The sequence below is a fragment of the Roseomonas indoligenes genome (assembly GCF_017813365.1).
Lineage (GTDB): Bacteria > Pseudomonadota > Alphaproteobacteria > Acetobacterales > Acetobacteraceae > Roseomonas > Roseomonas indoligenes.
Map to the genome: position 1 here is coordinate 1 of NZ_JAGIZA010000004.1, position 19,224 is coordinate 19,224.

The following is a 19,224-nucleotide window of genomic DNA, read 5'->3' on the forward strand; positions in this document are numbered from 1 at the left end:
GAATGTCGCGCGCGGGTTCTCCAACCTGGGCGGCTGGGACAAGAGCGGCGGGGACTACGGGGCGCTCGGGCTGGCGACCCTGGCCGGGTTAGCTGACCTGGGCATCCCCGGCGCGGCGGAAGCGCGGGAGAAGCTGGCAGCACTGAACCCGCCGTTCACCGACGCGGCGGCGAGTGCGCGGGATCCGCTGTTGAACGTGGTGGCGAAGCCGGGCGGCGGGGTTGGGTTTGAGTGGACACCATTATGAGGCCGCGCAATCCTGCTAGGTGCCGGTTGTGAGTGACCAAGCCTCCGCCTAAACCGGGTATGTGGCCGGGTATCGGAACAGAAGGGCGGGTGAAAGAGCCCGTAAATGCTGATGGAATTGCCGCCCCTACGCAAGCCGGGTTGGCTGGACGAGTTCCGAGCCTTCATCGCCCGGGGCAACGTGATCGACCTCGCGGTCGGCGTGGTGATCGGGGCCGCCTTCACCGCGATCGTCAACAGCCTCGTCGAGGATCTGCTGAACCCGATCATCGGCCTGCTGGTGGGTGGGATCGACTTCTCCAATCTTTTCGTCGTCATTTCCGGGGAGCGCGGGCCCTCACTTGCCGCCACGCGGCAGTCCGGCGCGGCAGTGCTCGCCCTCGGCCAGTTCATCAACGCGGTCATCAAGTTCGTCATCGTCGCCTTCGCCGTCTTCTGGCTCGTGCGCCTGGTCCGCAGGCTCTACACCGCGCCGGAGAAGGTTGCGGGCCCGACGCCGGAGCAGGTCCTGCTGCGGGAAATCCGGGATGAGCTGCGCGCCGCGAGGGGTGGGCAGCCCGTGGGGCCGGACGCTCCCTGAGCCAGCCCCGCCGCCCGGGCTAGAAGGCCACCCGGCCGAAGATGGCGTGCAGCAGGGCGAAGAGCACCCCGCCCGCCAGCGCACCCACCACTGTGCCGTTGATCCGCACGTATTGCAGGTCCCGCCCCACCCGCAGCTCGATCTTGTCCACCACCGTCTCGGTATCCCATCCCGCAACGACCTCCGCGATGAAGCCGGAGATGCGGCCCTGGGCGGCCGGCAAGACGGTGAGCAGGGTGGTCTCGATGAAGCGGTCCACGCGGGCTCGGGCAGCGGGGTCGGCCTCCAGCAGGTCGCCGAGGTTGGCGAGCGTTCCAGCAATGAGGGAAACCGTCCGCCCCTCCGGCCGGGACGCGTCCGCCTCCAGCGCGCCGCGCAGACGGGACCAGGCGTCCATCAACCAGGCGGCCACGGCGGGGTGGGCCAGGGCGCCACGCAGGGCTGCCCCGATCGCTTCGGCCCGCGCCGGATCGTTCTCCAGCCGATCGATCTCCGCTTCCACCCAGGCATCGAAGGCGGCGCGCAGGTCGCTGTCGCCTGGCTCCATCTTCTCCAACTCGGCATTCAGCGCCGAGAGGACGCGGCGGGCTACGGCCCCGCCGGCGACCCACCCCACCAGCGCACCGCCTTCCGCCCGGACGCGCTCCGCGACGGCGCTTTTCAGGCTGTCCTGCTTCGCCGCGACCAGGACCTTGATCTGGGTGAGGGCAAGGCCGAACACCTCCTGGTGGCGCCCGCCCTGGACCAGCAGGCGCAGCGCGCGCGCCACCATCCGCGCGGCCGCGGGGCCGGAGACCATGCGGGGGAGCAGTCGCAGCAGCAACCGGCGGGCGCGCCCGTCCTCCAGGCTGCGGAGAATCCGGGGCAGGGAGGCCGCGAGGGCCTCTGCGGCGGGGCGCACGCTCTCGGGGTCCGAGAGGAAGCGGCGGAGCAGGGCGGGGGCGTCGATCCGCCCGGACACGCGGCGCACCTCCGTTTCCGTCAGCACGTGGTTCGCCACGAAGCGGCCGAGGCCCTGGCCTAGCCGTGCCTTCTGGGTGGGGATGATGGCTGTATGCGGGATGGGCAGGCCCAGCGGGTGCCGGAACAGGGCCGTGACCGCGAACCAGTCCGCCAGCCCGCCAACCAGGCCGGCCTTGGCTGAGGCCTGCAGGAGATCGGTCCAGTAGCCCGGCGGCAGGGCGTAGGAGCCGAGGGTGACGCCCGCCATTCCGGCCAGGAGGCCAGTGGCCAGGGACTTGTGGCGGGAGAGGCGGGCGCGGAGTTCCGCCTCATCGGTGGCAAGGCGGGGTTTGCCGGGGAGCAGGGCAGGCGGGGGGGACATGTCCATCGTATCGGGGAGAGTGGCGATCAGCGCGCAGCTTCTCCAGGGCAGGGCCGTTGAAGCCTTCGTGGCCGAGCGGTATGTTATGTCGTAACAGCATGCGAGCCCTTCCCGCCTTCACCGATCCCCTGGCCCTCTCGGCCGGCGCCCTGCCCAGGCTCGGCTGGGCGGTGCTCGTCTCTGCGCTTCTCTGGGGGGCGGTGCTCTGGGCGATGGCGGCATGAGCGGGGCGATCCGGCTGCGCGACGTCACCCTGTCGCATGACCGCCACCCGGCGGTTCACCACATCTCCGGCGAGTTCGCGCCGGGAAGCCTGACGGCCATCGTCGGCCCGAACGGGGCAGGTAAGACCACCCTTCTGCGCGCCATCGCCGGCCTGCATCCCGTGGACGAGGGCCGGATCGAGCGGCCCGCCCGCATCGCGCTGCTGCCGCAGATGTCGGCGCTGGACCGGGGCTTCCCGATCTCCTGCCTGGACGTGGCAATGCTCGGCCACTGGCGGCGCTGCGGGGCCTTCGGCGCCATCGCCCCCGCCGGGCGTGCGCAGGCGGAGGCGGCGCTGGAGGCGGTGGGGCTGGGCGGCCTCTCGCGTCGTCCTGTGGGCAGCCTCTCCGCCGGGCAGTTCCAGCGCCTTCTCTTCGCCAGGCTGCTGGTGCAGGACGCGCCGGTGATCCTGCTGGACGAGCCCTTCAACGCCGTGGACGCCCGCACCGCCGCCGACCTGCTGCGGCTGGTTCACCGATGGCACGGCCAGGGGCGCACGGTGGTCGCCGTTCTGCACGACCTGGAGCTGGTGCGCCGGGAGTTCCCGGAGACCCTGCTGCTCGCCCGCGACCCAGTGGCTTGGTGCGGCACGGAGGAGGCGCTGGCCGCCTCCAACCGCCTGCGCGCCCGGATGATGGCCGAGGGCTGGGACGAGGCCGCGGCGGCCTGCGACCGCGCGGCCTGACCTCTTGCTTTACGACCTACTGATCGGTCCCTTCGCCGAGTTCGGCTTTCTCCGGCGCGCCCTGGTCGGTTGCCTGGCCCTCTCGGTCGCCGCGCCGCCGCTGGGGGTGTTCCTGATGCTCCGGCGGATGAGTCTGACGGCGGACGTGCTGGCCCATGGCATCCTGCCCGGGGTGGCGGCGGGCTTCATTCTGGCAGGACTCTCCGTCACGGCGATGTCGGCCGGCGGGCTGGTGGCGGGGCTGGCGGTCACGCTCGGGGCCGGCGCCATCTCCCGCGCCACGGGCGGGCGGGAGGATTCGGCGCTGGCCGCGCTTTATCTTGTCGCGCTGGCGCTGGGCGTTACCATGGTCTCGGCCTCGGCGGGCTCGGTGGAGCTGACGCACCTTCTCTTCGGCAGTGTATTGGGCGTGGACGACCCGGCTCTGTTCATGATGGCGGGCGTGGCCACGCTGACGCTGCTGGCCCTCTCCCTCGCCTGGCGCCCGCTGGTGCTGGAGTGCTTCGACCCTTCCTTCGCCGTGGCGGAAGGTGCCCGCGGCGGAACCTGGCACCTGCTTTTCATGGCGCTGGTGGTGCTGAACGTGCTGGCCGCGTTTCAGGCGCTGGGCACGATGATGGCAGTGGGCCTGATGATGCTGCCCGCCGTGGCGGGCCGGCACTGGACGCGGAGCGTGGGCGGCATGGCCTATGCCGCCTGCGGCATCGCCTTCCTCGCATCCTTCGCCGGCATCCTCGTCTCCTACCACCTGGACGTGCCGACCGGGCCGGCGGTGGTGCTCTCGGCGGGGCTGGCCTGGGCCATCTCCGTGCTGGCCGGTCCGGTGGACGGGGTCCTGGCACGGCTGCTGCGCCGGCGGCATCTGGCCGGTTAAGGGGCTGATTGAGCGGCCGGGTCGCGGTCGGGCGGGGCGATCAGGCCTCGGCATCGCCGGGGCCGGTCTCCCGCCGCCGGGGGTGGCCGGGCGGCGCGCCCTCCTTCTGCCCCGTCGGCACCTCGGCGCGCGGCTTGCCCTCCGAGGTTCCCTCCAGCCGGTCGGCAATGGCGAGGACGAGCACCGCGGCCAGGAAGGCGCCGTGGATGGCGATGGCCCACCAGAGCACCCGGTCCTCCGTCTCCCGGATATCCAGGAAAAGCTGGAGGAGGTTGATCCCGGAGATCGCGACCAGCGCGGTGGCCAGCTTAATCTTCAGGTTCCCGGGATCGACCTTCGCGACCCAGCTCATGTTCTCCTGCTCCGCCTGGGTCTTCAGGCGGGAGACGAGCGTGTCCCAGGAGGAGAGGGCAACGGTGACGATGAGAGCCGCCACCAGGGCGGAATCGAGCAGGTAGAGGATGGCGAGCAGGTTGTCGTGGTCTTCGGAGACGAGGACCTTGGACGCGAAGTCCCAGACCTTCTTCACGAAGGCGGCGGCATAGGCGGCGAGGGCCGCGACCAGCCCGATATAGAAGGCTGCCAGCACGAATCGGCTCGCCAGGATGACTCGGTTCAGCAGCTCGCCCATGTGCCGTGCTGGCACGCGCTCCCTGGCAAGGCAACGAGGGGCAGGCACAGGACCGGCATCGTCCGGGCCTCCCCTGCGTTCCCATCCGTGTTGTGCGGGGACAAGACCATGGCGACGAAGTGGGACAGCATGCTGGAGCGGGCAGCGCAGTCGCGGGGGACGGTGGCGATCCTCTGCGGCGAGGGCGACAAGGAGGAGGTGGCAGCGGCCGCGCGGGCCGTCGGTGCCCGCCACGGGCTCACCCCGCAGATCGATCGTCAGCCCGCCGACGGCGTTCGGGTGGGCTATCGCGACGAGAGCAGCGTCGAGGATTCCCCGCTGGTCTGACGCCACCCTGGCGAGGCCGGCCACCTTGCCCGTTGGGTGGGCCGTGCCACCTTGCCGTCCCGAACAATCGAGGAGATTCGCATGGATATTCGCCGGCTGGCCGAGGAGGAGCGCCTGAGCGGTGCCGTCGTCTCCGGCGGCTTCATCTTCCTGGCCGGGCAGGTGGCGGATAACGCCACGCTGGATGCGGAAGGACAGACCGCCGACATCCTGGCCCAGATCGACGCCCTGCTGGCGGAGGCTGGCACGGACAAGCGCGCGCTGCTGCAAGTGCAGGTGATCCTGGCCGATATCACCGATGCCCCGGCCATGAACCGCGCCTGGGACGCCTGGCTGGACCGCTCCGCCAAGCCGGCGCGGATGACGATCCAGGCCCCGCTGGTGAACCCGGCCTGGAAGGTGGAGATCACCGGCGTCGCCCGCGCACCATGACGGTCCGCGCGTGAAGATCGCGGCCGAGGGCAGCTGGGGCCGCCCCTTTCTCGCCACCATGGGGCTGGCGGCGCTCGTCGCGGCCGGGGTGGGGGATGGCGGCGCCTGGTTCTCCCTCACCGTGCTGGCCGCGGCGGGGCTGGGCTTCGGGGTGCTTTTCCGCCTGTTCCCGCGCGGGCTGGACTTCGCCCTCGGCGCGGGGATCGGCTTCGCGACCTACGCCGCGCTCTTCACCGTCATCGGCCGCTCCGCCTTCCCTGACGCGTCGGATACCGCGGTGGGGGCGGCCTTCCTGCTGCCGGTGCTGGCGTTCCTGCTGGCCGTGATCCGCCGCCGGAACCGGCTGCGCCGGATCGTGGAGGGCGGCGAGACGCCAGACGAGCTCCACCTGCGCCGGATCGGGCGGGTGCTGCTGCTGCTCGCGCTCATTGCCGTTGCCAGCCTTTCCCTTCCGGCCAACCGGCTCGGGCCGGGCTGGCAGGATGCCGCCATGATCGGCGGTTCGGCCGTGATCGGCGGGCTGACCGCCCGCGCGGTACGGGAACTCGTTCGCCTGCTGGTGGACATGGCGCAGCTGATGGATGCGCTGAACGGAAGGGCGAAGGCGCTGGTGGTGCCGATCGCCGCCTACGCCGCCCTGTTTTCCCTGATCACCATCGTCTTCGCCTGCTTGTTCCGCGTCGCCGAGGGCCTGTCCCGGCACCCGCTGTTTTCGGGGCCGCAGGGACCCATCCGGCTCGGCTTCCGGGATGCCCTTCACTTCAGCGTCGTGACCATCTCCACGGTCGGGTACGGCGACATCTGGCCGACCGACGACGGGGCGCGGCTGCTGGCCGCGGTGGAGGTGCTGGCAGGGCAGATCCTCCTGCTTTTCGGCTTCTACGAGATCACGCGGGACCGCCTCTCCGACAACCGGAACGGGGAGGACAAGGAGGGATAGGGGCTGGACAGCCGCCCGCCCACCGCCGCATTTGCGTCCCCGTTTCGCCGCCGCTTGGTTCTAGGCGGTGCGCCCTGCGGGACGACGGAGGTTGGGCATGGAAGGGAGCTGGCGCGGAAGGCGCGTGCTCGTCACGGGCGGCGCGGGCTTCCTCGGTTCGGCGCTGTGCCACGCCCTGGGCGCGGCGGGGGCGGAGGTGGTGGCGCTGGACGCGCTGCTGCCCGGCACCGGCGCAAGGCGGGCTAATCTGGAGGGCAGCGGCGTCCGCCTGGCGGAGGGCGACCTGCGCGACATCGAGCTGGACGGGCTGGCCGAGGGCCTGGACGTGCTGTTCAACATGGCCGGGCAGACCAGCCATGCCGGAAGCATGGCCGACCCTTTCACCGACCTGGCCATCAACGGCCACGCGCAGCTGCGGCTGATCGCGGCCTTGCGGCGCGGTTCACCGCGCGCGCGGGTGGTGCATGCCTCCACCCGGCAGTTCTACGGGCGCCCGCAGATGCTGCCCGTGCCGGAAAGTCATCCCATCGTGCCGCCGGATGCCAATGGCATCTCCAAGTTCGCGGCCGAGCAGTACTGGCTCCTCGAGACCCGGGTGCACCGTCGCCCGGTGGCGGCGCTGCGCCTTACCAACTGCTACGGCCCGCGGATGCGGGTGATGGATGCGCGGCAGACCTTCCTGGGCATCTGGGTGCGGCGGGTGCTCGAGGGCGAGCCTTTCGAGGTCTGGGGCGGGGCGCAGCTGCGCGACTTCTCCTACGCCGACGACGTGGTGGCCGCCTTCATGGCCGTGGCGGAGGCGCTGGAGAGCCGCCCGGAGGAGGTCGCGGGCCGCGCCTTCAACATCGGCGGAGACGCGCCGATCAGCCTGCAGGCCCTGGGCGACGCGATGGTGACCGCGGCGGGGGAGGGGCGCTACGTATTGCGCGATTTCCCGGCCGAGCGCGCCTCCATCGACATCGGATCCTATCACGCCGATGACCGCGCCTTCCGCGCCCTGACGGGCTGGGCCCCGAGCGTTCCCCTGGCGCAGGGGTTGCGCCGCACGGTGGACTGGTTCCGCCCCCGCCTCTCCGACTATCTCTCCGACGCCAGCTGAGGACCGCCCCATGAACGCGCAGGACATCATCGTTCCCCAGGCCGATCTCGGCGCGGTGTATCGGGCGCAGAAGGAGGAGATCGACGCTGCAGTGGCCCGGGTGCTCGCCAGCGGCTGGTACATCCTCGGCCAGGAGGGGGCGGCCTTCGAGGGGGAATATGCTGCCTGGCTCTCCGCCGGGCAGGGGGCGCCCGCCATGCAGGCGGTGGGCTGCGCCAATGGCACGGATGCCATCGCCCTGATCCTGCGCGGCCTCGGCATCGGGCCGGGCTGCGCCGTGGCCACCGTATCCCACACCGCCGTGGCGACGGTCGCGGCGATTGAGATGGTGGGCGCGACGCCGGTGCTGATCGACATCGACCCCCGCACCTTCTGCATGGACATGGACGAGCTGAAGGCGGTGCTGGCCGCCCCGCCGCCGGGCCTGCCCCCGATCCGGGCCGTGATCCCCGTGCACATCTACGGCCATCCCTGCGACCTGGACGCGATCCTGGAGACCTGCCGCAAGGCCGGCGTGGCCGTGATCGAGGATTGCGCGCAGGCGCATGGCGCGCGGCTGGGCGGCCGGATGATCGGCACCATCGGCGATGCGGCGGCCTTCAGCCTCTACCCCACGAAGAACCTCGGCGCGCTAGGCGATGCCGGCATCACCGCCACGTCCGATGCCGCGCTGGCGAAGCGCATGGGCGCGATCCGGCAATATGGCTGGCACACCCGCTACATCTCGGACGAGCCGGGCGTGAACTCCCGCCTGGACGAGATGCAGGCTGCCATCCTGCGCGTGCGGCTGACGGTTCTGGACGCCAACAACGCCCGCCGGCAGGCGATCGCCGCGGCCTATGACGAGGCGCTGGCGAACGCCCCCTATGCCGCGCCCTATCGCGCGCCGGGGACGGAGCACGTGTTCCACCAGTACGTGCTGCGCGTGCCGGAGCGCGAGGCGGTGATGGCCCGGCTGCGGGCGCAGGGCGTGGCGACGGCCATCCACTACCCCGTGCCCGTGCACGAGCAGGGCGCCTATGCCGGACGGATCGCGATGGGCCCGGCCGGCTGCGCGGAGACCTCCCGCGCCGCGACGGAGGTGATGAGCCTGCCGGTTTTCCCGGAGATGACGGAGGGACAGCTGGACAAGGTCTGCGCCGCCCTCCGCTCCCTCTGACCCGTCAGCCGAAGCCGCGCGCGATGAGCTGGGCGCCGAGGGCCAGGAGCCCGAAGTAGAACCAGCGGCGGAAGGTCTCCGGGCTGATCCGCTTCCGCGCGGCGTTGCCGAGCATCATCCCGATGCTGGCGGGGATAAGGCAGAGCGCGGAGGCGCCCGCCAGCCCGCCGCTATAGACGCCGGCCTGCCCGAGCGCGCTGGCGAGGCCGAACATGGTGACGGTGAAGGCAAGGCCGAGCGCCTGCACCATCTCGTCCCGCGGCAGGCCAAGCGCGCCGAGATAGGGCGCGACGGGAATCACGGAGACCCCGGTGGCCCCGGTGACGATCCCCGTGGCGGCGCCCGCCAGGGGGCCGGCCCAGGCCTCATGCTGCGGCGGCAGGCGCGGGAAGGGGCGGGGGCGCAGGCCGATCGCCGCGTTCACGATCAGCGCCGCGCCCAGCCCCGCGAGGGCGATGCGCGGGTTGCCCCCGGTGAGCAGGCCGGAGGACAGCCAGGTGCAGACAGCCGCCGCCAGGAGCATCGGCCAAAGGCGCCGCAGCAGCGGGCCCAGCCCTGGCCCTGTAGCCATCTGCCAGACGTTGGTGACGATGGTGGGGAAGAGCAGCAGCGCCGCGGCCTGCGCCGGCGGGATGGCCGAACCGAGCACCCCCATGGCGACGGTGGGCAGCCCCAGCCCGATCACGCCTTTCACGAAGCCCGCCAGGGTGAATGTGACCGCGGCGACGGCGATCAGCGTGATGTCCAAAGCGTCTCTCCCGTGCAGCGCCCCGTCATGCTGCGCCGGGGCGCCGCGGGATGCTTCGGTGGCGCCCGTAGCATGGGGCGGGCGGGGGAGGTATCCGGCAGGGGAACGATCGGGGACGTGCCATGGTCAGCACATCGGCCCTTGCCGAGACCGCCGCCGCGCTGGGCGAGCCCGCACGGGTGGCGATGCTGGGCGCGCTGATGGACGGGCGGGCGCTGACAGCGGGGGAGCTGGCCGCGGTGGCGGGGGTTGCTCCCACCACCGCGAGCGGCCACCTGTCGCGCCTACTGGAGGCTGGGCTTCTGGCCGTGGAGCGCCAGGGCCGGCACCGCTACCACCGCCTGGCCTCGCCGGAGGTGGCGCGGGTGCTCGAGGGGCTGATGGCGCTCTCCGCCGCGCGCCCGGCGCCCCGCCGCGCCCTGAGGACCGGCCCGCGCGACGCGGCGCTGCGCGAGGCCCGCACCTGCTACGACCATCTGGCAGGGCGGCTGGCCGTGGGCATGGCGGACGCGATGGTCGCGCGCGGGCAGATCCAGCTCTCGCCCGATGGCGGCGCCCTGACCGATGCCGGGGCCGACTTCCTGCAGGGCCTGGGCGTCCCTGTTCCCGTCGCCCGCGGGCGCCCGTTCTGCCGCCCCTGCCTGGACTGGAGCGAGCGCCGCCCGCATCTCGCGGGCGCGCTGGGGGCCGCCCTCTGCCTGCGCTGCCTGGATCTCGGCTGGATGCGCCGGGTCCCGGCCTCACGCGCGCTGGACGTGACGCCGGCCGGCCGCCTGGGACTACGGCAGGCCTTCGGTCTGGACCGTGCGGATCAGTCCTCCACGATCTCCGCCGCCCGGTAGCCCTGGACAAAGAGGAGGGCGCGCAGGTCGTTGTGGTCCACCCGCGCCCGGGCCGCGGCGGCCACGACCGGCTTGGCGTGGTAGGCGATGCCCAGTCCGGCCGCACCGATCATCGCCAGATCATTCGCGCCGTCGCCCACGGCCATGGTGGCGGCCATGGGGAGCCCCTTCTCCGCCGCGAGCCGGGTGAGGGTGGCCAGCTTCGCCTCACGGTCGAAAATCGGCTCCTCCACCCGGCCGGCCAGGACCTTACCGTTGTCCACCAGCACGTTGGAGTGGTGGCTCTGGAAGCCGCATGCCGCCATGACGCGCCCGGTGAAGTAGGTGAAGCCGCCCGAGGCCAGGGCACAGTGGGCGCCGTTGGCCGACATGGTCCGGGCCAGGGCCTTGGCGCCGGGCATGAGCTCCGTCTGCTTCCAGGTTGCCTCCAGCGCGCCGAGGGAGAGGCCCTTCAGCATCGCCACCCGCTCCCGCAGGGCCGCGGCGAAGTCCAGTTCCCCGTTCATGCTGCGGCGGGTGATCTCCGCGACTTTCTCCTTTAGCCCGGCATAGGCGGCCAGCTCGTCCAGCGTCTCGCTGGTGACGATCGTGCTGTCCATGTCGGCGATGAGGAGGCGCTTGCGGCGCCCCTCGGCCGGCTGGGCAATGGCGTCCACGGGCGCGTCGCCCAGGGCTGTTCGGGCCGCGGCAGTGGCCTGGTCGGGGTTGAGAAGGGAGAAGGGCAGGTCCGCCGCCTCGCCTGGGGAAAGCCAGTCCACGGCGCCGAGGTCGGCGCCGAGGGCGTGCAGGGTCGTTCGGATCGGAAGGATCGTCTCGGCCGAGAGCCGGCCCGGGGGTGCGACGATGGTGAGGACGTGCGACATGGGCCGGGTTCATGCCCCCGGACCCGCCATGGAGCAACCTGAGGCCCTTCTGATCGCCGGACCCACCGCCTCCGGCAAGTCCGCGCTCGCCCTTGCACTGGCCCGTCGCCTGGGCGGGGTGGTCATCAATGCCGACTCGATGCAGGTCTATCGGGAGCTGCGGGTCCTGACCGCCCGGCCGACGCCGGAGGAGGAGGTGATGGCGCCGCATGCCCTCTACGGCGTGCATCCCGCGGCCCGGGCCGCCTCCGTCGCCTGGTGGCGGGACGCGGCGCTGGCGGAGATGGCGAAGGCGCGGCGTGCGGGGCTGCTGCCGATCCTTTGCGGCGGCACGGGCCTGTACTTCCGCTCCCTGACGCACGGGCTTTCCGAGATGCCGCCCGTTCCGGACTGGGCCCGGGAGGAGGCGCGCCGCCTGCTGGCGGAGGACGGCCCGGCGGCCCTGCACGCGCGGCTGGCCGCCGCCGATCCGGAGAGCGCCGCGCGGCTGCGTCCGAGCGACAGCCAGCGCCTCGCCCGCGCCTGGGAGGTGTGGCGTGCGACCGGCCGTGGCATTGCGAGGTGGCAGGCCGACGCGCCCGCCACCGGACCCGCGCCCTACGCCTTCCGCGCCGTGCTGATCGATCCACCGCGCGACGCGCTGCGCGAAGCGATCGGGGTGCGCTGGGCGGCAATGCTGCGGGCCGGTGCGATGGACGAGGTGCGGGCGCTGCGGGCGTTGGAACTGGATCCGGCGCTGCCGGCCATGCGCGCCCACGGGGTGCCCGAGCTTTCGGCGGTGCTGGAAGGACGGCTCTCACCCGAGGAGGCCGGCCGGCGGGCGACGCTGGCCGTCGGGCAGTACACGAAGCGGCAGGCGACCTGGTTTCGGCACCAAACACTCGCTGCCCCGAGCCTTACGCATATCATCAATGCGCGTATCGTCGATGACGAGCAACTTTCGGAATGCCAGATGCCTCAAATCATATCATTTATAAAATTGGCCGGTTGACGGGCGGGGGTGGCGCCCGTAGATCACCCACCCGCGAAACTTTCCCCGAGGAAACGCCGCATGTCCGCTACCGCTCCGGCCCAGAACGAATCCCGCACCCTCACGGGCGCGGAGATCGTCCTCCGCGCGCTGAAGGAGCAGGGCGTCGAGGTCATCTTCGGCTATCCCGGCGGCGCTGTGCTTCCGATCTACGATGCGCTGTTCCAGCAGAACGCCATCCGCCACATCCTGGTTCGGCACGAGCAGGCCGCGGTGCATGCGGCTGAGGGCTATGCGCGCTCCACCGGCAAGGTGGGCTGCGTGCTCGTCACCTCCGGTCCCGGCGCAACCAATGCCGTGACGGGGCTCGTGGACGCGCTGCTGGATTCCATCCCCATCGTCTGCCTGACCGGGCAGGTGCCCACCCATCTGATCGGCAACGACGCCTTCCAGGAGGCGGACACCACGGGCATCACGCGGCCGGCAACGAAGCACAACTACCTCGTCAAGCGCATCGGGGACCTGGCGCGCACGGTGCACGACGCTTTCTACGTCGCCCGTTCCGGCCGCCCCGGCCCGGTGGTTGTGGACCTTCCGAAGGACATCCTGCTCACGCAAGGCACCTACGAGGAGGCGCCGCGGGAGGAGCACCGTTCCTACCGTCCGCAGACACGGCCGGACGCGGAGTCCATCCGCAAGGCCGTCGCGCTGCTGAAGGGTGCCAAGCGGCCGGTGGTCTATGCCGGTGGTGGCGTAATCAATGCTGGGCCGGAAGCGAGCGAGCTGCTGACGGAGTTCGTGCGTATGGCGAACATGCCCTGCACGAACACGTTGATGGGCCTCGGCGTCTTCCCGGCCAGCGACCCGCGCTTCATTGGCATGCTCGGCATGCACGGCACGGTCGAGGCGAACCTCGCGATGCATGGCTGCGACGTGATGTTCAACATCGGCGCGCGCTTCGACGACCGGGTGACGGGGCGGCTGAACGCCTTCTCGCCGGGGTCCAAGAAGATCCATGCGGACATCGACCCGTCCAACATCAACAAGAACGTCAAGGTGGACGTGCCCGTGGTCGGCGACGCCGGCCAGGTGCTGCGCGCGCTGATCGAGGCCTGGAAAGCGGACGACGCCGAGCAGGACCGTGAGGCGCTGGCGAACTGGTGGAAGCGGATCGACGAGTGGCGCGCGAAGGACTGCCTGCGCTACGAGCAGAGCGGCTCCATCATCAAGCCGCAGCACGCGGTGAAGCGGCTCTACGAGTTGACGCGCGAGAGCGGGCGCGAGACCTTCATCAGCACGGAGGTCGGCCAGCACCAGATGTGGGCGGCCCAGTATTTCGGCTTCGAGAAGCCGAACCGCTGGATGACCTCCGGTGGCCTGGGGACGATGGGCTACGGGCTGCCAGCCGCCGCCGGCGTCCAGATCGCGCATCCCGACGCGCTGGTGATCGACATCGCCGGCGAGGCCTCCATCCTGATGAACATCCAGGAAATGGGCACGCTGGCGCAGTACCGCCTGCCCGTGAAGGTCTTCATCCTGAACAACGAGTACATGGGCATGGTCCGCCAGTGGCAGGAGCTGCTGCACGGATCCCGCTACTCGGAGAGCTATTCCGCCGCGCTGCCGGATTTCGTGAAGCTGGCCGAGAGTTTCCACGCGCGCGGCCTGCGCGCGACGGATGCCAGCCAGCTCGACGACGTGATTCGTGAGATGATCGCGCATCCCGGCCCCGTTATCGCCGATATCTGCGTGGACCAGAAGGAAAACGTTTTCCCGATGATCCCCTCCGGTGCCGCGCATAACGAGATGATCCTCGGCGCGGGGCAGGCAGGCGGCGTGGCCGGCGTCACCGACGAGGGCAGGGTGCTGGTCTGAGCATGTCCGACGAGATGCAGCGCACGGCAACGATCGCCGTGCTCGTGGAGAACGAGGCGGGCGTGCTCGCGCGCGTGATCGGCCTCTTCTCCGGCCGCGGCTACAACATCGAGAGCCTGACCGTCGCCCCGGTGGACGAGGAGCGGCGCCTGTCCCGCATCACCGTCGTAACCACCGGCACGGACATGATCATCGAGCAAATCAAGGCGCAGCTCGACCGGTTGGTGCCGGTCCACAAGGTCTCTGACCTCTCGCTGGACGGTCCGCACCTGACGCGGGAACTCGCGCTCATCAAGGTGGTCGGCCGTGGCGAGACCCGCATGGAGGCGCTGCGCCTCGGTGACGCCTTCCGCGCTCGCGTGGTGGATGCCAGCCATGAGAGCGCGACCTTTGAGATGACCGGGACGGCCGAGAAGATCGACGCCTTCGTGGCGCTGATGCGGCCGCTGGGTCTGGCGGAGGTGTCCCGCACGGGCGCCGTCGCCATCGCGCGCGGGCCGCGCAGTTTGGCTGCGTAGCTTGGCCGCGTAACTTGCATTGAGACCCAGAGGGGAAAGCTGGAATGCGCGTTTACTATGACCGCGATGCGGACGTGAACCTGATCAAGGCCAAGAAGGTCGCGGTCATCGGCTTCGGCAGCCAGGGCCATGCCCACGCGATGAACATGCGCGATTCCGGCGTGAAGGACGTGGTAATCGGCCTTCGCCCCGGCGCCTCCGCGAAGAAGGCCGAGGCCGCCGGCTTCAAGGTTCTGCCGCCGGCCGAGGCCGCCGCCTGGGCCGACGTTGTCATGGTGCTGACCCCCGATGAGGGCCAGGGCGACCTGTACCGCGAGCACCTGCATGCCAACCTGAAGGAGGGCGCGGCCCTCGCCTTCGCGCACGGGCTGAACGTCCACTTCAACCTGCTCGACCCGCGCCCGGACATCGACGTGTTCATGATCGCGCCGAAGGGCCCCGGCCACACGGTGCGCGGCGAGTACCAGAAGGGCGGCGGCGTGCCCTGCCTAGTCGCCGTGCACCAGAACCCCTCGGGCAACGGCATGGAGATCGCGCTCTCCTACGCCTCCGCCATCGGCGGCGGCCGTTCCGGCGTGATCGAGACGACCTTCAAGGAGGAGTGCGAGACCGACCTCTTCGGCGAGCAGGCGGTTCTCTGCGGCGGCCTCGTGGAACTGATCAAGGCGGGCTTCGAGACCCTGGTCGAGGCCGGCTACGCGCCGGAGATGGCCTATTTCGAGTGCCTGCACGAGGTGAAGCTGATCGTCGACCTCATCTATGAGGGCGGCATCGCGAACATGAACTACTCCATCTCCAACACGGCCGAGTACGGCGAGTACGTCACGGGCCCGCGCATCGTGACCTCGCAGACGAAGGCGGAGATGAAGAAGGTTCTGGAGGACATCCAGACCGGCAAGTTCGCCCGCGACTGGATGCTGGAGAACAAGGTGAACCAAGCCAGCTTCAAGGCCACCCGCCGCAAGCTGGCCGAGCACGAGATCGAGCAGGTCGGCGAGCGGCTGCGCGCCATGATGCCCTGGATCAAGAAGAACCAGCTCGTCGACCAGGCCAAGAACTGAGGTCGGCAGGCCGACCCCGCCCCGGCAAGGGACGGGGTCGCGCCTTCAGGCCGTGCCGAATGCCAGCCCGAGCGCGGCCATGTCGTGCGCGGGGATGACGGAGGAGCGCTTGATGTGTTCGTCCTTTAGGTTCGGGACGAAGAGCTGCCATGCCTCAAGCACGCCCAGCACGTCCGGCAGGATGGCATTGCCGGACACCTGCTGCTCGGTCGCCTTGCGGGCGCGGATATCCCCGAGATTGTAGCTTTCCGGGCTCCACTTGAGCTGTGGAGCAAAGGTGCCCCAGAAAGCCTTGGCAGGGGTGAGAAGCTCCACCTGCACATAGTTGTCGAGGTCGTTCCAGTCGATCCGCACGGCCGACATGTAGCGGACCATCGCGCTCATGCTGATGCCGTTGAGCTTCGCCTGGAGATACCGGCCGATTGCGCCCTCGTCGTCCTCCTTGAAGGGCTTCACGGCGGACCACCACGGCGAGACGCCCCATTTGCCGTCGGGTGCGTCGCCTTTGGTCAGCTTGAACAGTTGCATGCCCGCGGGCAGCGTTTCGATCCGCCACTTGGCAAAGCCCCCCTGGTCGGACTTCCTGAGCTTGTAGAAGTCGGCGCGCGAGAGCGTCGCATTGAGCATCGGTCTGCCTTCTGGGCTTGAGGCTTGCTTGGTTCGATAACCCTAATGTGCCCAGCGATTGCGGACAATGCAGCAGCGGAACAATCTGCTTGCGCCACGGGTCGCCGCTGCACCAATCGTTGCGGCGATGCTGCATTTAGCTTGAAGCAGAACCGGGCGAGGGTTGAGTGGGAAGTCCGCAAACCTGCCGCGTCTTCATGCCCTCACACGGCGAGTCGCGGCAGCTCCACCTTCTTAAAGACCCTCCATGCCGCCGGTGTGCCGGCCATCGCGCGCTCGCGCCGCGTGCGGGTCCAGGCGCGCAGTGCCTTCGCCTGCGGGGCGAGTGACGGATCGTCCGCCTCCAGCCGCCGGGTCAGCTCCGCTGCCACCACGGCGTCGTTGAGCGCGCCGAGTTTCTCCTGCAGGCTCTGGCAAGCGCGGCGAAAAGTCTTGCGGCCGCTCTCGTGCAGGGGAGCAAGCAGCTCGACCCCGTAACGAAGCCGCTTCAGCGCCTTCCGCAATTCGTGCAGCTCCGTCTCGGACCGCCGGCGAATATGCCGGCCGCGCTGCAGCACCGTCCGGGCCAGCCGCTTCTGCAACCGCGGCGCCAGCTTGCGGGCTGGGCGGGCCAGCCTACCGCGCCCCTGTGGGGAAGAGGGATCGGCCGCATCCTGCGCCCAGGCGGAAATGCTCTCCACCGTGTTGGCGAAGCCCGGACCACTCACCGCGGCACGCAGGGAAGGCTGCGCAGCGGCGCGGAACTGGCGCGCCGCCTTCTCCAGCCGGGCAAGGTCCTGGATGGGCACGCCGTCCACGGCAGCGGCCGGAAGTACCTCTGTGATGAACACGTCCCAGTCTCGAGCCTCGCCAAGAATTCGCCCCAGCCGCCGGAGACTCGCCTTGAACCGGTCCTCCGCCTCCCCGGGCAGGTCGGGATCGAAGGTTGCCAGGACGGCGCGCAAGCGGCGGACGGCCACGCGCATCTGGTGGACACCTTCTGCCTCACAAGCCACCGCGGCGGGGCGGTGATCGGTCAGGGCGGCGAGGGTCGCCTCGACCATATAATGGAAGGCCTCGCCGCCGGTGGCCCCGGGCGGCCAGTTCGCCGCATCAGGCAACCTCGGCCGCGGCGCCGTTGCGTCTTCCTCCTGGATCACGGGGGCGGCGGCGGACTCGGTTCCGGACCCGTCGGTCGGCATGGACGGCACGCTCCTCGTGGCCTGGGCTTAATGGAAGGCTCCGCCATGTTGGTGAACAGGTCAGCAGCATCAAGGCGCGAAGCGGCTTGCCCACCTCTGCCACACGGCCTAGTGTAGAGGCATGCAGGCGACCACCGCCCGTAACGCGCCTATCCTGTCCGGCATTCCGGCTGGCTTCCTCGCGCGCCCTGCCATCGCCCTTCTCCCGCTTCTCCTTCGACTTCGCCGCCCCTGGGCGTGACGCGCGGCTGACAGGCCGGCATCGCTCAGGGGGTTCCCCGGGCAACGCGCCCGCCTGACGGATCACACGGCAATCGAAGGAACGGCCCAATGGCCCCCAATTCCACGACGAATCCCACCAAGTTCAGCCACCCGAGCTTCGGCACGATTGCGGAAGACCGCGTCATCATCTTCGATACCACGCTGCGCGACGGCGAGCAGTCTCCCGGTTTCTCCATGAATCTGGAGGAGAAGCTGCGCATGGCGGAAAGCTTGGCGGAGTTGGGCGCGGACGTGCTGGAGGCCGGGTTCCCCATCGCCAGCCCCGGCGATTTCGACAGCGTCCGCTCCATCGCTCAGCGCTTCGCGAAGGACGGCCCGGTGGTCTGCGGCCTGGCCCGCTCGGCCGATGCTGACATCCTGCGCGCGGCCGAGGCGATCAAGCCCGCCGCCCGCGGCCGCATCCACACCTTCATCTCCACCTCCGAACTGCATATGCGCGTGAAGCTGCGCATGTCGAACGAGGAGGTGCTGGCGGCCGTCGCCCGCAGCGTCGCTCTCGCCCGCAATCACACGGACGACGTGGAATGGTCCGCCGAGGACGGCAGCCGCACGGATATGGACTTCCTGTGCCGCTGCGTGGAAGCCGCGATCAAGGCAGGTGCCACGACGATCAACATTCCCGATACCGTCGGCTATTCCCTGCCCGAGGACATGACCCGCATCTTCGCCGAGGTGCAGGAGCGCGTGCCGGGCGCGGATGCTGTCATCTTCTCCACCCACAATCACAATGACCTGGGCCTGGCGGTCGCGAACACCATCGCCGCCATCCGCGCGGGCGCCCGGCAGGTGGAGTGCACCATCAACGGCATCGGCGAGCGCGCCGGCAATGCCGCGCTGGAGGAGGTGGCGATGGCCCTGCGCACGCGCGGCAACGCCATCGCCCGCACCACGAACATCCAGACGCCGAACATCCTCCGCACCTCCCGCCTGTTGGCCACCATCACCGGCTTCGACGTACAGCCGAACAAGGCGATTGTCGGCCGCAACGCCTTCGCGCATGAGAGCGGCATCCACCAGGATGGCGTGCTGAAGGACGCCTCCACCTACGAGATCATGACGCCGGAGAGCGTGGGCTGGGCCACCAACTCTCTGGTGCTGGGCAAGCATTCCGGCCGCGCGGCCTTCCGGGACAAGCTGAAGGCCCTGGGCTACGAGCTGGGCGACAACGCGCTGAACGACGCCTTCCGCCGCTTCAAGGACCTCGCCGACCGCAAGAAGGTCGTCTACGACGAGGACGTTTCGGCCCTGGTGGATGACGAGGTGATCCGCCAGAACGACCGGGTGAAGATCACGGCACTGACCGTCACCTCCGGCCTGAACACCCGGCCGATGGCGGCGGTGAAGCTGGAGATCGACGGCGAGGAGCAGGAGGGCATCGCGGCCGGCGACGGTGCGGTGGACGCCACCTTCAACGCCATTCGCGCGGCCTTCCCGCACGAAGTGGCGCTGAAGCTCTACGCCGTGCAGTCCGTCACCGGCGGCACCGATGCCCAGGCGCGCGTGACCGTGCGCTTTGAGGAGAAGGGCAAGCTTGTCGACGGGCAGGGGGCGGATACCGACACGATCGTCGCTTCCGCCCGCGCCTACGTCCACGCGCTGAACAAGCTGCTGGTGAAGCGCGAGCGGACGGCGCCGGCGGAAATGGCGGCCCCGGCCGCCTGAGGAGGGGCGGCCGCGCCCCCCCCCGGGTGCGGCC

At 70.3% G+C, this 19,224-nt stretch carries 22 protein-coding genes; 16 read left to right on the forward strand and 6 right to left on the reverse strand.

The features are described 5' to 3' along the window. A partial coding sequence (locus J5Y10_RS07330; protein WP_209372279.1) for a hypothetical protein occupies positions 1-247 on the forward strand: 247 nt, incomplete at its 5' end. A gap of 111 nt (positions 248-358) precedes the next feature. Continuing rightward, positions 359-826, forward strand: coding sequence for a large conductance mechanosensitive channel protein MscL (mscL, locus tag J5Y10_RS07335; protein ID WP_209372962.1), 468 nt, complete (start codon positions 359-361; stop codon positions 824-826). Positions 827-845: 19 nt separating this feature from the next. Here the strand turns inward: mscL and J5Y10_RS07340 are convergent, their stop codons facing one another. Beyond that, positions 846-2,150, reverse strand: a complete 1,305-nt coding sequence (locus J5Y10_RS07340; protein WP_209372281.1) for a DUF445 domain-containing protein — start codon at positions 2,148-2,150, stop codon at positions 846-848. A gap of 98 nt (positions 2,151-2,248) precedes the next feature. Between J5Y10_RS07340 and J5Y10_RS28385 the strand changes: the two genes are divergently transcribed. The 3 genes from J5Y10_RS28385 to J5Y10_RS07350 are packed head-to-tail and all read left to right on the forward strand — an operon-like array spanning position 2,249 to position 3,973. After that, a complete protein-coding gene (locus J5Y10_RS28385; RefSeq protein WP_280855156.1) occupies positions 2,249-2,374 on the forward strand; it encodes a hypothetical protein in 126 nt (41 codons plus the stop codon). Beyond that, the gene (locus J5Y10_RS07345) at positions 2,371-3,099 is read left to right on the forward strand and encodes a metal ABC transporter ATP-binding protein (protein WP_209372283.1); all 729 of its coding nucleotides are present in this window, start codon (positions 2,371-2,373) and stop codon (positions 3,097-3,099) included. The genes J5Y10_RS28385 and J5Y10_RS07345 overlap by 4 nt, the downstream gene beginning before the upstream one ends. A 4-nt stretch (positions 3,100-3,103) precedes the next feature. Continuing rightward, complete coding sequence (locus J5Y10_RS07350) at positions 3,104-3,973, forward strand: metal ABC transporter permease (RefSeq protein WP_209372285.1); 870 nt, start codon at positions 3,104-3,106, stop codon at positions 3,971-3,973. A 40-nt stretch (positions 3,974-4,013) separates the two neighbouring features. Here J5Y10_RS07350 and J5Y10_RS07355 read toward each other — a convergent pair whose 3' ends face one another. Beyond that, entirely contained in the window at positions 4,014-4,619 is a 606-nt protein-coding gene (locus J5Y10_RS07355) for a YqhA family protein (protein ID WP_209372287.1), read from the reverse strand. 93 nt (positions 4,620-4,712) lie between these two features. Between J5Y10_RS07355 and J5Y10_RS07360 the strand changes: the two genes are divergently transcribed. The 5 genes from J5Y10_RS07360 (at position 4,713) to J5Y10_RS07380 (ending at position 8,561) form a co-directional block, all read left to right on the forward strand. Continuing rightward, a complete protein-coding gene (locus J5Y10_RS07360) occupies positions 4,713-4,931 on the forward strand; it encodes a hypothetical protein (protein WP_209372289.1) in 219 nt (72 codons plus the stop codon). Positions 4,932-5,012: 81 nt separating this feature from the next. Beyond that, positions 5,013-5,363 (forward strand): RidA family protein, encoded by a 351-nt coding sequence (locus J5Y10_RS07365; RefSeq protein ID WP_209372291.1) that lies wholly within the window; start codon positions 5,013-5,015, stop codon positions 5,361-5,363. 10 nt (positions 5,364-5,373) lie between these two features. After that, positions 5,374-6,303 (forward strand): potassium channel family protein, encoded by a 930-nt coding sequence (locus J5Y10_RS28705; RefSeq protein ID WP_209372293.1) that lies wholly within the window; start codon positions 5,374-5,376, stop codon positions 6,301-6,303. Between the two features lie 97 nt (positions 6,304-6,400). Next, entirely contained in the window at positions 6,401-7,402 is a 1,002-nt protein-coding gene (locus J5Y10_RS07375; protein ID WP_209372295.1) for an NAD-dependent epimerase/dehydratase family protein, read from the forward strand. A gap of 10 nt (positions 7,403-7,412) precedes the next feature. Next, positions 7,413-8,561, forward strand: coding sequence for a DegT/DnrJ/EryC1/StrS family aminotransferase (locus tag J5Y10_RS07380; protein WP_209372297.1), 1,149 nt, complete (start codon positions 7,413-7,415; stop codon positions 8,559-8,561). Between the two features lie 4 nt (positions 8,562-8,565). On the opposite strand, the gene J5Y10_RS07385 is transcribed toward J5Y10_RS07380, so the two are convergent. Then, on the reverse strand, positions 8,566-9,309 hold the full coding sequence (locus tag J5Y10_RS07385) for a sulfite exporter TauE/SafE family protein (RefSeq protein ID WP_209372299.1): 744 nt from the start codon (positions 9,307-9,309) through the stop codon (positions 8,566-8,568). A gap of 122 nt (positions 9,310-9,431) precedes the next feature. On the opposite strand from J5Y10_RS07385, the gene J5Y10_RS07390 reads away from it, so the two are divergent. Next, the gene (locus J5Y10_RS07390; protein ID WP_209372301.1) at positions 9,432-10,151 is read left to right on the forward strand and encodes an ArsR/SmtB family transcription factor; all 720 of its coding nucleotides are present in this window, start codon (positions 9,432-9,434) and stop codon (positions 10,149-10,151) included. Here J5Y10_RS07390 and serB read toward each other — a convergent pair. Further along, the gene (gene serB, locus J5Y10_RS07395; protein ID WP_209372304.1) at positions 10,121-11,014 is read right to left on the reverse strand and encodes a phosphoserine phosphatase SerB; all 894 of its coding nucleotides are present in this window, start codon (positions 11,012-11,014) and stop codon (positions 10,121-10,123) included. The two genes, J5Y10_RS07390 and serB, sit on opposite strands and share 31 nt — an antisense overlap. A 28-nt stretch (positions 11,015-11,042) precedes the next feature. On the opposite strand from serB, the gene miaA reads away from it, so the two are divergent. From miaA to ilvC, 4 genes are read left to right on the forward strand one after another with little or no spacing between them, the layout of a single operon-like run. Further along, a complete protein-coding gene (gene miaA / locus J5Y10_RS07400; protein WP_209372306.1) occupies positions 11,043-12,005 on the forward strand; it encodes a tRNA (adenosine(37)-N6)-dimethylallyltransferase MiaA in 963 nt (320 codons plus the stop codon). Between the two features lie 60 nt (positions 12,006-12,065). Continuing rightward, positions 12,066-13,859 (forward strand): acetolactate synthase 3 large subunit, encoded by a 1,794-nt coding sequence (locus J5Y10_RS07405; protein WP_209372307.1) that lies wholly within the window; start codon positions 12,066-12,068, stop codon positions 13,857-13,859. Between the two features lie 2 nt (positions 13,860-13,861). Then, positions 13,862-14,377, forward strand: coding sequence for an acetolactate synthase small subunit (gene ilvN / locus J5Y10_RS07410; RefSeq protein WP_209372309.1), 516 nt, complete (start codon positions 13,862-13,864; stop codon positions 14,375-14,377). 44 nt (positions 14,378-14,421) lie between these two features. Next, positions 14,422-15,438 carry a ketol-acid reductoisomerase gene (ilvC, locus tag J5Y10_RS07415; protein WP_209372311.1) on the forward strand — a complete coding sequence of 339 codons (1,017 nt, stop codon included), beginning with the start codon at positions 14,422-14,424 and terminating at the stop codon, positions 15,436-15,438. A 45-nt stretch (positions 15,439-15,483) separates the two neighbouring features. Here the strand turns inward: ilvC and J5Y10_RS07420 are convergent, their stop codons facing one another. Next, on the reverse strand, positions 15,484-16,065 hold the full coding sequence (locus J5Y10_RS07420; RefSeq protein ID WP_209372313.1) for a hypothetical protein: 582 nt from the start codon (positions 16,063-16,065) through the stop codon (positions 15,484-15,486). A gap of 203 nt (positions 16,066-16,268) precedes the next feature. After that, positions 16,269-17,246, reverse strand: coding sequence for a CHAD domain-containing protein (locus tag J5Y10_RS07425; protein WP_209372315.1), 978 nt, complete (start codon positions 17,244-17,246; stop codon positions 16,269-16,271). 330 nt (positions 17,247-17,576) lie between these two features. On the opposite strand from J5Y10_RS07425, the gene J5Y10_RS07430 reads away from it, so the two are divergent. Continuing rightward, on the forward strand, positions 17,577-19,190 hold the full coding sequence (locus J5Y10_RS07430; RefSeq protein ID WP_209372317.1) for a 2-isopropylmalate synthase: 1,614 nt from the start codon (positions 17,577-17,579) through the stop codon (positions 19,188-19,190). Positions 19,191-19,224: the final 34 nt, after the last annotated feature.

Excerpts from the sequence above, each read along its gene's own strand:
- J5Y10_RS07420 (WP_209372313.1), bottom strand. The coding sequence starts at position 16,065 with ATGCTCAATGCGACGCTCTCGCGCGCCGACTTCTACAAGCTCAGGAAG.
- J5Y10_RS07425 (WP_209372315.1), bottom strand. The coding sequence starts at position 17,246 with ATGCCGACCGACGGGTCCGGAACCGAGTCCGCCGCCGCCCCCGTGATC.
- ilvN (WP_209372309.1), top strand. The coding sequence starts at position 13,862 with ATGTCCGACGAGATGCAGCGCACGGCAACGATCGCCGTGCTCGTGGAG.
- J5Y10_RS07405 (WP_209372307.1), top strand. The coding sequence starts at position 12,066 with ATGTCCGCTACCGCTCCGGCCCAGAACGAATCCCGCACCCTCACGGGC.
- miaA (WP_209372306.1), top strand. The coding sequence starts at position 11,043 with ATGGAGCAACCTGAGGCCCTTCTGATCGCCGGACCCACCGCCTCCGGC.
- serB (WP_209372304.1), bottom strand. The coding sequence starts at position 11,014 with ATGTCGCACGTCCTCACCATCGTCGCACCCCCGGGCCGGCTCTCGGCC.
- J5Y10_RS07430 (WP_209372317.1), top strand. The coding sequence starts at position 17,577 with ATGGCCCCCAATTCCACGACGAATCCCACCAAGTTCAGCCACCCGAGC.
- J5Y10_RS07380 (WP_209372297.1), top strand. The coding sequence starts at position 7,413 with ATGAACGCGCAGGACATCATCGTTCCCCAGGCCGATCTCGGCGCGGTG.
- J5Y10_RS07390 (WP_209372301.1), top strand. The coding sequence starts at position 9,432 with ATGGTCAGCACATCGGCCCTTGCCGAGACCGCCGCCGCGCTGGGCGAG.
- J5Y10_RS07345 (WP_209372283.1), top strand. The coding sequence starts at position 2,371 with ATGAGCGGGGCGATCCGGCTGCGCGACGTCACCCTGTCGCATGACCGC.
- J5Y10_RS07375 (WP_209372295.1), top strand. The coding sequence starts at position 6,401 with ATGGAAGGGAGCTGGCGCGGAAGGCGCGTGCTCGTCACGGGCGGCGCG.
- J5Y10_RS07340 (WP_209372281.1), bottom strand. The coding sequence starts at position 2,150 with ATGTCCCCCCCGCCTGCCCTGCTCCCCGGCAAACCCCGCCTTGCCACC.
- J5Y10_RS07360 (WP_209372289.1), top strand. The coding sequence starts at position 4,713 with ATGGCGACGAAGTGGGACAGCATGCTGGAGCGGGCAGCGCAGTCGCGG.
- mscL (WP_209372962.1), top strand. The coding sequence starts at position 359 with ATGGAATTGCCGCCCCTACGCAAGCCGGGTTGGCTGGACGAGTTCCGA.
- ilvC (WP_209372311.1), top strand. The coding sequence starts at position 14,422 with ATGCGCGTTTACTATGACCGCGATGCGGACGTGAACCTGATCAAGGCC.
- J5Y10_RS28385 (WP_280855156.1), top strand. The coding sequence starts at position 2,249 with ATGCGAGCCCTTCCCGCCTTCACCGATCCCCTGGCCCTCTCGGCCGGC.
- J5Y10_RS07365 (WP_209372291.1), top strand. The coding sequence starts at position 5,013 with ATGGATATTCGCCGGCTGGCCGAGGAGGAGCGCCTGAGCGGTGCCGTC.